Consider the following 13,321-nt stretch of genomic DNA (forward strand, 5'->3'; position numbering starts at 1 on the left):
TTCTTTCTCTTGACATAAGTCTCTTAAGTTATTAAAATTCTCTTAACTTAATGTCCACTCAAATGTAGCAACTTCAGTAGCAACTTCAGATACACTAACGCCGCACAGATAGAAGAATATATTTCCCCTATAAATGTGAGAGTAAGTGGGTATATAGACAAGATATATTTTGAAGAACACCAACAAGTAAAAAAAGGTGATACTTTGTTGATGTTGCAGACCCATGAATTGCAGATCCAGCTTGACAATGCAAAGTCTAACTTATTAAAAGCCAAAGCTGCGATTTCTGTGCGAAAAGCGTCTTTTAAAACAATGGAAAATCAGGTTGCTCTATCGATATCTTCAATAGAACAAGCAAAAGCGCGATTAGATTTCGATTTGTCAAATTACAGACGTTACAAAAATCTACTCGAAGATAAGGCTGTTACGAAACAACAATTTGAGCAAGTGAAAACAGAGTATTTAACGCAAAAATCTGTCTATAAACAAATGATAGATCAAAAAGTATCCGCAGAATTATCTGCATACGAAAATGAAAAATCTATTCAGGTAGATTATGCCCAATTAGAAGCTGCCGAAGCAGCCGTGGATATGGCAAAGCTGAATTTAAGCTATGCAGTTATTACAGCTCCATATAACGGTGTTATGGGTAGAAGAAGTATTAATGAAGGTCAAGTAGTGCAGTCCGGGCAGCAGGTAGCTTCAATGGTTCAGAGTAATAAAAAATGGATTACTGCCAACTTTTTAGAAAATCAGATGAAGGACATATCGTTAGGTGACAAAGTTGACATAACAATAGACGCATTGGGAGGGAAATTGTATAAGGGAACAGTTAGTGCCATATCAGGTGCTACCGGAGCAAAATATGCAGCAATACCGTTAGACAATTCTGTAGGTAACTTTGTAAAGGTGCAAAGTCGAATCCCAGTTAGAATAGAATTTACAAACGAAAATCAACAAAAAGATTTAGATAAACTTATTGCCGGTATGAATGTCGTTGTAAAAAGAAGTAAATAGCTATGTATAACAGAGGTGTATTCAAGGAAGGAGTCCCAATAATTATTCAGTATGTGATAATGCTCATTATGGGATTTGTAATTGTTAATGTATATGTCGTTTATTCCGGTCTCGCTGCTGAGACTGCGAGCACGATGGGGCTTACTTCAAGTGCCATTACCAGCGCCAATTACACAATGATAGTAGGCATGGCTATTACGTTCCCGGTCATTTTACGGATAAAAATGATATTAAGATCAACGGACAAACTCTTTTGGGGATGTCTTTTGATGGCGTTCATTTCTTTTATCTCTATCTATAACTCGGATTATTATTTATTACTATTTTTAAGCTTCCTCATGGGTATAATTAAAATGAACTGCCTATTCGAGTTTATATTATTGTTCATGGGACTGATCATCACGAAAACAGGAAATAAAGCCAGATTTTATGCTATTTTTTATGGTATACTTTACTCATTAGTAGCGTTGGGCACATTTACTGTTTTATATATCTCGTTTGGATATCAATGGGAACGAACCAGTTTGTTTTTTACAATAGCTCTTTTATTCTGCGCTATTTTATCAAAAGTTACAACGCATAATTCAAGGTTTTCAAGATACTACCCCTTTTACTACATTGACTGGTTCAGCGCATTGCTACTGGTAGCAGGTTTTCTGATTCTGGCGCACTTTTTTGCCTACATTACTGAATATAACTGGTTGATCGGCGATAGAAATGGATTTCCCTTATTATTACTTTCTATCCTACTTATTAGCGGAGGGATTCTTAGACAACAAAAATTGGAGCGTCCATTTTGGAATCTTTCATCAATGAAAAAAAGGAGTGTCCATATAGCAGCAATATTTCTGTTTTTTACAGGTATCTATCAGGGGGCAAACGCCTTTGATACACTACTTATGAGTTCATATCTGGGATATAGTACGTTGCAGATAGGATGGGTCACACTTTGGATGATTCCCGGTTCCTCGCTGGGAGGTTTGCTTGGTTGGTTTGTTTTAAAAAATACTAAAAACCTAAAAACATTTGTATTCTGTGGCTTTTTAATTTTTGCTTGCAACTACCTATATGGATATTTTTTTATAAATCATCAATTAACGATAGAGTATTTTTATTTGACTCATTTTTTAAAATCTCTGGCAATCGGCATGCTGTATATCGGTCTCTGGCATTATCTTACCTATAATTTATCACTTGATGAGTCGCTGTCAGTTATGTCACTGATGCTTATCATTAGAACTTTTCTTGCTGTAGCATTTTTCGGATCCATATATACTTTTTTGAATTATTTTTTTCAAAAGCAGAGCATAGATTATCAAGCAGTATTGCTGGATAGAAATATATTCGGTAAAAATAATATGCAAAAATACTCAACTGCTCAGGCACAGGCTATTCTTGTAGGTATAAAAAAAATTTACGGACTTATACTTATCATATCTGTACCTCTGCTTATCGCTATATTGGCACATGGCTTTGGATATTCTAACCGGAGAAAAAAGGTGCGAATAAGAAAGTTTTCCAGAAATGCAACGGCGTTTTTATTCAATCGCATGAAAAAGATAATTACTACCACCTGAATCTTCGATTAGTCCAATACATACCACCTTCTCTCCATTGCTATTGAACATGCTGATTCCTTTCTTTGCTCTTAGTTAACTATAAAAAATACAGAGATGCCAAAAGTAGCTAAATGGATAGGCGATGCCGTAGAGGGATTAATGAAAACGAAATTCCCTATGATGAAAGTAGTGGATAAGGTTTACATAACCCCAAACTTTATAAAAGTCAAATTCTACGGAGATATAGCCAACATGGATTTTCAGCCGGGGTATGCGGTAGCTATACGAGTCAATGATACGGAATTTAGAAATTATACTCCTTATTTTTTTAATAAGGAAAAAGGGAGTTTAGAAATTATTTTCCATATGCATGGTTCTGCTTCTGGAACTGAATTCATCCGATCTTTGGAGATAGGCCATCATCTAAGAATCAGTATTCCAAGAGGAAAAAAAATGTATGACTCGTCTGCCTCCACATACATCTTCTTTGGGGACGAAACAAGTTTGGGCCTTGCCTATGCGCTTCAAGCTGTGGTCAAGCAAGAACACCAGTCAATTCAGTTCTATTTTGAGTTAGATAAAGAAAATATTTACTTACCAGAGTTGCTGGGTATAAAAAGGAATTATGTTTTTGAAAACAAAGAGAGTTTTACCGATGAAGAATTGATTTCAGACATACTATTTAAGAATAGCCTACATACGGAAATGGATAACAAGTGTTTCGTATTGACGGGGAATGCCAAATCGGTACAAACCATAAGAAATGTGTTGAAAAGAGAAAATGTAAAAGGAAGAATAATAGCACAAGCATATTGGGCAGAAGGAAAACAAGGATTATAAAAAATAATCATGAAAAATATATACTATATAAAAGCATTCAGAAACATTTTTAATTATAAAGGACGTGCTACTCGAGGAGAATTATGGTACTTCTTCTTGTGTAATTTGGTTGTAGTTGCTATACTTCGCTTCGGAATTGGTGGAATTACGGGAGAACTTTATTCCAATATCTATAGATTGATTGTTTTGCTTCCAGGAATAGCAGTAGCGGTTAGACGATTACATGATGTAGGGAAAAATGGCTGGTATCTGTTAATTCCTATTTATAATATAATTCTCACTTTCAAGAAAGGAGAACCTTTTCAAAACAAATATGGAAACCCTGTAAAATAAATATCATGTCGCACAATATTCATAATCATCACGATGAGCACCATGATCACGATCATCATCATCATGACCACGACCATAGCCATTCAAAAAGCAACGGGCTTACATTAGCATTTTGGTTAAATCTACTTTTCTCAATTATAGAAGTATTTGGTGGCATTTTTACAAATTCAACTGCAATTATAGCTGATGCTTTTCACGACTTTACCGATGCAATTGCAATAGGAATAGCAGTGCTATTGGAAAAAATATCAGACAAAAAACGGACTAGCGGATTTTCTTATGGATATAAACGTTTTTCATTGCTTGCAGCAATTGGCATGTCTGTATTTCTGTTAGTCGGAGCGGTATGGATGGTTAACAGTGCCGTGAATTCCTTTATAGAGCCAAGAGAAGTAAATAGTATCGGTATGTTATGGTTAGCGGTTTTGGGCGTTGCAATTAATGGTTTTGCTTTTTTAAGAATGAAGAAAGGAGATACTGGTCATCACCATCATCATCATAGTCATTCACACGGTCATTCCCATAATCACAACAGAAAAGCAATAATGTTGCATATTTTAGAAGATGTTTTAGGATGGGCTGCTGTATTATTAGGTGCGGGTATAATATACTTCACTGGATGGAACTGGGTAGATGGTGTATTAACATTGATGATTGCAATATTTGTCGGTTATAATGCAACGAGAAATTTAATAGGAACGATGAAAGTATTGCTACAGTCTGTGCCTGAAAATGTGAGTATTGAAAAGTTATCAGCTGAATTGAACCATATCAAAGGTGTTGAAGATATACATGACTTACACATTTGGAGTATAGACGGCGATTATATTATTTGCTCTCTACACGTGGTAGTGCCCACTGATGATACCAATGAAGTCGCTGATACCCTTTTAACTATTTTGAAACTGATGGAAAAGTACAAAATTCATCATCCAACAGTACAAATAGAAAAGACTGCGAGAGATTGTAAACTGGTAACTTGTTAATAATTGAAAGACACCCAAATCTTTAAAGATATATGCTTTTTGGACAAGACAAAGTTTTGAAATATCAGAGATATATGTTAAAATGTAATCATTATCAAATAAAAGATAACATTCTTTCCCGATCAAAAAATATGAGGATTAGAAAATACTTTATGTGTGATTATAAGGTCGCCAAGATAATAGCCAATGATTTGATACAGGTTTACATAGAAGACCAGTTGTATAACAAATTCCAAAAAGACAAATCGAAAGCACCGCAAAGGCTGAAATGGACAGGTAGCAAAGTAGCGTTGATAAAACTGATTTATGCCCTGCACTATCAAAATGTATTTGACAACGGGAACAATGACATAAGAGAAGTAGCCCAATATTTTGAAAGTACCTTTGATATTGATTTGGGAAATTTTTATCAGACTTATTTAGAGTTGAGAAACCGGAAGATAAACCGTACCAAATTTCTTGATGCGCTTCGGGAAGAACTGATACGGAGAATGGACGAGCAGGACGAAAAGTAATAATTGGGCGTGCCACCGTCTGCATTTTACCCCCATGCCCAGGCTAACGAAAAAATGCAGACAGGTCGGGCTATCCGCTATATCTTTTGCGGATCTTGCAGGACCACAAAAGGATGTCGCTTCTATCCCTCACGCTGTATGCCGTCCAAAAAACAAAACGTTTATTTCCTTTTTTGTTTCCTATTATCAAATTCGAAGGAGGTTTTGGCGTTATCGTTCATGACCATATAGGCATTGAATTTATTGCCCGAATTGCTTTTCATGCCTTTGATAAGATTGGTCTTTCCTTGGGTGACAAGGCTTTCTATATCGGTAAGGCTCAAAGGCACTCCGCAAACGGTACGGAATTGAAGCCAACCGCAAGCCTCATCGGGGCATTTTACAACCTTATTCCATATCAATAGCTGATGGCTCTTACATTTGGGGCATGTCAGTTCGGGTTGCTTTTCTTTGGCAATGCCCGTGTCCAAAAGTTCCCGTGTAATGGAAGTGGCATAGGCTTCCATATCTCTGTGGAAAGCATCTGCATATGCCTCGTTGTTTTCGATTTTCTGCAATGCCATTTCCCATTCGGCGGTCATGGCTACATCGGCAATTTTCCTATCCTTTACAGCCCCATAAACCTGCAATCCCTTATCGGTAGGAATTAGGGACTTCTTTTCTCGCCGAATGTAATCCCTTTTAAAAAGCGTTTCTATAATGGAGGCTCTTGTGGCAGGTGTGCCGATACCGATGTCTTTTAAGGCTTTCCGTTCGTCCTCGATATTAATTTCCTTTCCGGCGTTTTCCATTGCGGACAACAGACCTGCCTCGGTGTAAGGCACGGGCGGTTTGGTTTTCTTTTCCAGTACGGAAGCCTCTTTGATTTTCAGCTCATCGCCGACCTTTAATTCCGGCAGTTCCTGCACAGGATCGCCGTCCTCGTCTGTAAATTTTTCCTTGATGCCACGCCAGCCGGCTTCGAGGATTTTACACCCTTTCAGTGTAAAATCATAATGCAGAGCCTGCAATCCGATGTCGGTTATTTCTTTGGTACAGGCAGGCGAAAGGGCTTCCAACAGGCGGTGCGCAATCATATCATAGATAACATTTTCGTGCGCCGTTAATTCGGACGGAATTTTTTCGGTAATCAGCAGACCGTGGTGGTCTGTGACCTTTACGTCATTCACGATGCGTTTGTTGATCTCTTTGGAATCTTCTAGATACAAGGAACCAAAACATTCTTTATCAAAGAGGTCATATTGTAATTGAGGAAATTTTTGAAGTGGGACATGGTCTTGCTTCACTTGAATAAAGCATACTTCAGGAGTCATTAATCTCCAAATTTCTGCGAATTTCGCTGCTATGAGTTCATTGAAAAGATTAAGTGGAGACCTGTCATATTTACAGACCCAATAACGGAAATCATTGCAGGTTACTAAGGCCGGGTTGCTCCCGGTAGTTGGAAATAGTCTGTGAATTTCTTCGATTGTTTGCAATGTTTCCATATTCTTTATCGATCGATCTATTCGAAATAAATAAAGTTTTGTATTTATTCTTTAGGTTATTACGCTTATTTATCAATCTTTCAGATCAACGCTAAAGTAATAATTGGCTCCAAATGATGTGTCAAGATAGCATTTTAACTTTAATTTGCCAAGATTCAGGGGTTCTTTTTCTTAGAATAGAATGTTCCCCAATAAAGTCGTCCTTGTTGAGTATTCCAAATGCCAGTTCTCGTGTGTCAGGTGTAGATAAAATACCATGCTCTAACTGGCCCTTTCACCGAAACAGTGCCCGGTCGTAGTCAATACTGGTCGCATAGATATTCAATACTTTGCGCCAGAAGACCTTTTCGGAGGAGCGTATATCACGGATACGAGCCAATAACTCATCAAAGTAGTTGCCTCCCGCTCCTTGCTTCAGCAGCTCATCATCATGGTAAGGCTTTTGACGATATACTCACTTAAAGCGCTGTAGCCTATTGACAAGACGTGGTTCCCTGATGACACTCTACGCGGTAGCCTACGGAAATAATGACGTCGAGATTGTAATGTTTCACCTCACGTTCTTGCGTTTTATCTTAGATTGCGCCGTGCTGAGTGGTATGTCGGTATTTCCGACATACCACTTCTTCCTCTAATTCTCCCTCTTCAAAAATATGCTTGATGTGCTCCGTAATAGTCGTCCGACCTTTTTGAAGATGTCGGCCATTTGTGCCTGCGTCAGCCATACCGTTTCACCCTCTAATCGGGTCTTGATGCGCGTAACACCATCTTCACTTTGATAAATAAGTAGATTACTTTGCGGTTCCATAACCTAAAAGTTTAAGATAAAAGGTTTCCAGCAAAGAATCGATACGACGTAACACCACAAAAGGCAAAATAATATATCAATACTTACCACGTACATAGACGTCGCGAAGGCAATCAATAGTACCGATGCGCATAGTACTTGTCCCAATGGAATTTGTTACGCACTGCGTAACAAATTAAAAATCGGAAACATTTTGTTAATTAGCTTAAAAACTATAATACAACAAATTACACCGTAAACTACATTTATTTTTGTAACAAATTTTGTAAATATTTGTTACAACTTTCACCTTCTACTAACATAGTTCTGCCTACCCAGTCTTTCAATCTCGATTACCTCAAGAATGAAGAAACTATTAAACATCACAACAAAAAGTCAGGTCTCACGACCTGACTTTTGAACTAAATTTATAAACCTATGATGCACTAGTGGCCAGCCTGAGCTAATTGTACTGACCACTGATGATCGGATACTATTGATACGAATTGATCGATTTAGATACTTTCCAGTTATTTCCTTCGCGCACCAACGTCACAAGATCAGTCTTCCTGAAGTTCTCAAATTTCATCGTTACTTTGGCCAACATATAATCTGCGGACTCTTCGATGACCTGCCTGCTGACCTGACAATCCAGCTTTTCTCCTTTTTGTTTTTTCAGAGATTTAACCACCGCCTCACGACTATAAGACTGTGCATTGGAAGCTTGGATCTTTTGGCTGAAATCTTCTGCAAATAATTGCTCCACGCCTGCTGACTCGCCCTCGGTAGTGACCGCAACGTAATGCTCAAGAGCAAAGTCTGCTGTGGAAAGGTTAACGTTGGCTTTTGCTGATTTTGCTCCTGGTCCTTCAGCGGCCATAGTGAATGTGGATACTGCGATTAAGGCTGCTGCTGCTGCGAATGTTTTTACTAATGAGTTCATAATGTCTTTTTTATTGTGTTAGTAGTATTGTTCTTATTTGTTGACTCAAAACTACAACACAATAAGCCCCTGGCCTACGGGCTTTAGATCAACGGACAGGAAAACTCGGTGAATGGCGGAAATGGGGAGGTGAAAATACACTGGAAAGCACATATAATATCGCATAAGAAAGGGACTGTTCAAAAAGATTGAACAGTCCCTTTTGACTATAAAAAACATCCGCTAATTTTGTTTTTTAAACCTTAAGCGAATTATCTCACTGTACCTGTACCTCTAATAGTTTTAACCATCCAGTGCTAGTAATATCACCATTTACGGCAAGTCTTATTCCCGGCTGATTTTCATTTGCCGTATCTACGATGGCGACGGCCCAGGTATAGTTTCCTGCAGGAACGTCGATCTTAGCTTTGAATTCGTACGCTATTGGACTATTCTTAAGCCAGGTGGAAGGCTCTCCTTTATCATCAACAAAAATTTTTTTTACCTTATTTTCTCCGTCCAGGAGTGCAAAAGCTACTTTATATTTATAATTCCACTGAGGGATATTATTCGGAAAATACCCCCAGCCCATATTCCGCCAACGGTGGTTAATTGTCGTTTCTGTACCCGAATTGACTTTCTCCGGTAAATAAATACGATCGGGATATAAACGATAGCCACCTTCAGAAATAAAACGCTGGCATAAGGTAAAAGATTTGGTGAACCAGCTTTCAATTTCGCCGATACGGAAATCCATCATGTTTACAGCAGCTTCCAAGGAGCTGTCAAATTCGCCCTGCCGAACATCTTCGGGATGGTCTTGCCTGTATTTACCGCTTGGATCAGTCCAGTAACGGTGTGTCCCGGTCGTAATCCAACCGCCTTCCATAATAATCGGGCGTTTAAAATTCCAGACCTTGGCAAAATTCTTCTCCCAGCTTTGATAATAATCGGTCATTCCAAAGGCATCCTGACGTAGGCTGTACCCTTTGCTGATCATCTTATTCAACAGCTTCTCCGAATTAGGATTGGGAGCTCCGTTGCCCGCTGGGTCGCCAACCACGCGATGGTAGTTGATCAGCAAGGGCACTTTTGTAAAGTTCTTGGAATACACATCTGAAATCCAATCAACGACTTCTTCTTTGATCACCTCAATATTTTGTCCGGAGGGATTATTGGGATCTTCGTAAATGACACTATGCCCCTCGCCCCACAAACCGAGTCCGTAGGCATCGACAAAGGAGGTTTTATTTAAATCGTTAAAATCCTTCGCCAGCTCTTCGATCAGCTTGCTATAATATTTCCGAAAAACAGGATCTTGCAGCACGGGTGTTTTTCTATCCGGAAAAGAAGCATTGGCAACATAATACTTGGCGCCTGCATCGAAAACAAACTGCGGCGTATTTGCTCCTTGATCGCGACCGTCGACGACGATACGAAAGGCGATTGGCAATCCCTTATCTTGTGCCCCTTTGATCATTTTATAGATTGCCGTGCCGGGATCTCTCCAGGCATATACGCCATCTGCAGGATTAAAGGTCCGCCAGCTGGTACGGATATAACAGGCAGATGCATAGTCAATCGCTTTGACCGTTTTACCTAAGTCAGGTACGTAGAATTGGGTATCCCAATAAGAGGGGCTGGCCGAAGCTGAAGCGTACATGACCCAGCCGTTTAAAGGGTTACGAAACAGGGAACTCCGGTTGTAGCTGGGTTTCACCAAGGTCCCTGCTATATCTTTTTCGTTATCAGCACTATCTTTCTTGCATGAAACTGCTAGAAAGCAAATCATGACAGCAAATGCGCTGAGGCAGGCTTTTTTATAGTTTATATTGTTTTTCACGTTCAGAAATGTTAAAGTTAATTTATATGCTTTGATACAATTGCTTACCGTTTTAGCCCCAGAATTGTCATGTTTCTTAAATCAAAAATCAGCACATTGGTCGTGGCCGGAATGGTGAAATAAGAATTGCGATTTGCCCTCGTGATACCTCCACCCAGTTCTGCTACTTTTCCTAAGGTAAGCGTCAGGGTCTGAGCTACACCTTCAGTCGTAGGCGGAGCACTAAATGCATAAGCCAGGTTTTTGTTGTTACTGTTGTCTCCGGTCACGATAAACTTGGTGGACCCTACTTTACCCCCGGTATAGACCAAAACCTGTGGATCGGCCAAACTTACCTGACAATCCATTTTTATCGGAGTTCCCCAGCCATTGATACTTCCGTGCATCCATAAATCCATCACCGTGGTCGTATAAGGCTGGTCCCCTGTCCATGTCACTATTTTGGGAGCTAGCGCTTTCGCTGGTGAATAAATGGTTGCCGTGGCTTTTTGCATATTGACCACAACGCGATACTCGCCAGCAGTCTCTATTTTCCAGGAGAATACATTTTCCCGCATCTTGATGCCAACGGCATTTCCATCGTTTAGTTCAGCGCTTCCATCGGAGGTAACAACATAATTGGTCTCACCGTTAAATTCGACCGGAATTTCCAGTTCGCCCGGCTGTAAATTCAATACATAGGCATACTGATCCAGATTTTCCAGTGTTTTTGGCATTTCTACCTTGGTCGCGCCAACGGCACTTCCACTCAAGAACACTTTATCGGCATCAAAAACAACCGTCTTGATCGGGTTTACTGTAATTCTTACGGTACGTACTTCGGGTGCCTCAAAAGTAGCACCGCCCTCCCATTGTGCAACGACTCTAAACTCTAGCGTAAAGCTCTTATTGGCGGGTATGCCCCACTTTTCATTTGCCCAATTTTGTAATTGTTCGGAGGTAAAGCTTCTGCTCAATACGTTATCGTCTTCATAGTTGAATATGGCGGTACCGGTACCAAAATTGTTCCCCACCACATCCAACATCGTACTGTAGCTGACCAAATGATCGTCTGACTGCGCCCTGGCAGGCTTCCAGTTAAAGGTGACGATATCTTTGGTCAGATTGACCTCGTCCAGCGTAATGTTTTCCGACGAAGGCTGAAGTTCCATCGTCTCCTTGACTTTGGGTATATCCTGTATTTCCTGTTTGCAGGATGACTGGCAAAGTACCACGCTTAAGAGAAATAAGGTTTTGTATAAATAATTGATGATTTTCATTGATTTATATTTTTGCTAACGTTTGGATAGAATCATGCGCTTGACTGGCGCAACTGCTGTTTGTCATCGGAATAGGAAGCTGCCGAAAATACGATTAGGATTCGGACAGCCTCCCATAACCATTAATTATAACCCGGATTCTGTGGGAACGGCGCCCCTGTATTGGCATCCCTGATCACCTGTGGAATAGGCCATAAGATATTGTTGTCCGTAATTTTATCCTTGATCGCATGATTATATTTTTTGACCCGCTCCACCAAAGTATGGGTACGCACCAGGGTAAATCTTCTGCTTTCTTCACCAACTAATTCACGGATACGCTCATCGAGCAGGAAATCCATATTCATCTGAGCGCCGGTAATTTCGGACGCTCCAGCTCTTTTCCGCACTTCATTGACGGCTTGGGCAGCTTTATCTGGCATATTTTGTCCCAAATAGGCTTCAGCAAGCAACAGATAGGTTTCAGCCAAACGGAATTTCATACGATCTTTATAACTACCGGTCAAACTTAAGTTTTCGGTACGTCCATAAAAGAATTTGGTGATCGTCGGAAATAAGCTTTTTGTCGTAAACCAGGTCTGTTCGGTAATATTGGCTTTTTTACCATATAGCGAGGCCTCATTCGCGTTGTTGTAATACCAGTCGCGTTTAATGTTATAACCTGAATTACGGATATCATTTGCTTCGAAAATACCGGCGACATTGCCTGTAGCATTGGTACCTGTGGTGCCTACCCACCACTTCATAGGCACTAATTGTGCAATACCACGGCCGCCCAATGTGTCAGCCAAAACAAATCCCGTAATCGTCGAGTAATTGGGTATCCAAGCCCTACGGGTCCAGTCATCCGAATTGGTACCGCCGCCGATCGTATTAAACTGGAACTGCAATACCCAGATACTTTCTTTATTGCCACTTTTTCTATTTTGATTATTTTCCAGAAATAAATCGCTAAATACATCGCCTGGTTTGCTGCCATTTACGCCATATCTGTTTTTCATCAGGTTATAATACCCACTATTGATGACCGCCAATGCGGCCTTTTCTGCTTCGGCATGATTGCCCTGCAATAGGTAGATTTCACTCAGCAAATGACTTGCGGCCCATTTGGTCAGCTTCCCTTCTTTGACGTCGTCCGGATTTGTCGGCAGATTATCCACCGCAAACTTCAGGTCGTCTACCATGTGGCCGATGACTTCGGCTTTTGGTGTACGGGTAAAATTAAGCTGAAAATCATACAGGATAGTTTCTACATAGGGTACATCGCCATAGAGATAAACCAAGGTACGGTAAGCATAAGCCCGAAAGAAGCGGGCTTCAGCCTGAAAACGTGCCTTATCTGCGGGGGTATCCCAATTGGTGTTTTTTTCGGAATAAACCAGCATCAGGTTTGCCGATGAAATAAGGTTATAAGCCCAATTCCAGTAGGTGCCCACAAACCGCTCTGAGGCAGTCAATGTGAGGTTGGCAAAAGCCGTCAATGAGCCATCGCTATTAATGGCATCGGCGATATCCGTAGATACCTGTAAGGCTTCATATGGACAGGCACCATTGTGGATAAAGGCGCCACCCTCACCATAAGTATTATATTCTGAACGCGTGAGTGCATACAGACCTGCGCTCCCCACCTCGAAACCGTAGGTGCTGGTATAGGTATTGGATGGCGCCAGTTCGGTTTTTAGCTCTTCTTCCAGAAACTTTTTACAGCCTCCTAAGGTGAACAATACGATAAGCCCCAAACTTGTTGTGATAATATTTTTCATTTTCATGTTC

General features: G+C 40.2%; 13 protein-coding genes and 1 pseudogene. 6 read left to right on the forward strand and 8 right to left on the reverse strand.

Features of this window, described 5'->3' with window-relative positions:
- Positions 1–135 precede the first annotated feature (135 nt).
- From HX021_RS21475 to HX021_RS21500, 6 genes are all read left to right on the forward strand, one after another.
- Positions 136–1,017: an HlyD family secretion protein gene (locus tag HX021_RS21475; RefSeq protein ID WP_502959023.1), complete on the forward strand. Its 882-nt coding sequence runs from the start codon at positions 136–138 to the stop codon at positions 1,015–1,017.
- Between the two features lie 68 nt (positions 1,018–1,085).
- Positions 1,086–2,594, forward strand: a complete 1,509-nt coding sequence (locus HX021_RS21480; protein ID WP_286592680.1) for an MFS transporter — start codon at positions 1,086–1,088, stop codon at positions 2,592–2,594.
- A 96-nt stretch (positions 2,595–2,690) separates the two neighbouring features.
- Positions 2,691–3,416, forward strand: coding sequence for a siderophore-interacting protein (locus HX021_RS21485; protein ID WP_286592681.1), 726 nt, complete (start codon positions 2,691–2,693; stop codon positions 3,414–3,416).
- Positions 3,417–3,425: 9 nt separating this feature from the next.
- On the forward strand, positions 3,426–3,749 hold the full coding sequence (locus HX021_RS21490; RefSeq protein WP_286592682.1) for a DUF805 domain-containing protein: 324 nt from the start codon (positions 3,426–3,428) through the stop codon (positions 3,747–3,749).
- 5 nt (positions 3,750–3,754) lie between these two features.
- A complete protein-coding gene (locus HX021_RS21495; protein WP_286592683.1) occupies positions 3,755–4,735 on the forward strand; it encodes a cation diffusion facilitator family transporter in 981 nt (326 codons plus the stop codon).
- A gap of 131 nt (positions 4,736–4,866) precedes the next feature.
- Complete coding sequence (locus HX021_RS21500; protein WP_502959024.1) at positions 4,867–5,250, forward strand: RteC domain-containing protein; 384 nt, start codon at positions 4,867–4,869, stop codon at positions 5,248–5,250.
- Positions 5,251–5,411: 161 nt separating this feature from the next.
- Here the strand turns inward: HX021_RS21500 and HX021_RS21505 are convergent, their stop codons facing one another.
- From HX021_RS21505 to HX021_RS21530, 8 genes and pseudogenes are all read right to left on the reverse strand, one after another.
- Entirely contained in the window at positions 5,412–6,737 is a 1,326-nt protein-coding gene (locus tag HX021_RS21505) for a type IA DNA topoisomerase (RefSeq protein ID WP_286592685.1), read from the reverse strand.
- A 274-nt stretch (positions 6,738–7,011) separates the two neighbouring features.
- Positions 7,012–7,158, reverse strand: a complete 147-nt coding sequence (gene rhuM / locus HX021_RS21765) for a RhuM family protein (protein ID WP_353621079.1) — start codon at positions 7,156–7,158, stop codon at positions 7,012–7,014.
- Between the two features lie 52 nt (positions 7,159–7,210).
- Positions 7,211–7,297, reverse strand: a pseudogene (locus HX021_RS21770) (hypothetical protein); the annotation flags it as partial.
- A gap of 71 nt (positions 7,298–7,368) precedes the next feature.
- Positions 7,369–7,545 carry a virulence RhuM family protein gene (locus tag HX021_RS21510; RefSeq protein ID WP_286592686.1) on the reverse strand — a complete coding sequence of 59 codons (177 nt, stop codon included), beginning with the start codon at positions 7,543–7,545 and terminating at the stop codon, positions 7,369–7,371.
- Between the two features lie 472 nt (positions 7,546–8,017).
- Positions 8,018–8,467 carry a nuclear transport factor 2 family protein gene (locus tag HX021_RS21515; protein ID WP_286592687.1) on the reverse strand — a complete coding sequence of 150 codons (450 nt, stop codon included), beginning with the start codon at positions 8,465–8,467 and terminating at the stop codon, positions 8,018–8,020.
- A 256-nt stretch (positions 8,468–8,723) separates the two neighbouring features.
- On the reverse strand, positions 8,724–10,289 hold the full coding sequence (locus tag HX021_RS21520; RefSeq protein WP_286592688.1) for a DUF4832 domain-containing protein: 1,566 nt from the start codon (positions 10,287–10,289) through the stop codon (positions 8,724–8,726).
- Positions 10,290–10,333: 44 nt separating this feature from the next.
- Positions 10,334–11,548 carry a SusE domain-containing protein gene (locus tag HX021_RS21525; RefSeq protein WP_286592689.1) on the reverse strand — a complete coding sequence of 405 codons (1,215 nt, stop codon included), beginning with the start codon at positions 11,546–11,548 and terminating at the stop codon, positions 10,334–10,336.
- A 122-nt stretch (positions 11,549–11,670) separates the two neighbouring features.
- Positions 11,671–13,317, reverse strand: coding sequence for a RagB/SusD family nutrient uptake outer membrane protein (locus tag HX021_RS21530; RefSeq protein WP_286592690.1), 1,647 nt, complete (start codon positions 13,315–13,317; stop codon positions 11,671–11,673).
- Positions 13,318–13,321: the final 4 nt, after the last annotated feature.

Origin of the sequence: Sphingobacterium sp. N143, from assembly GCF_030325625.1 — a bacterium.
Taxonomy (GTDB): Bacteria; Bacteroidota; Bacteroidia; order Sphingobacteriales; family Sphingobacteriaceae; genus Sphingobacterium.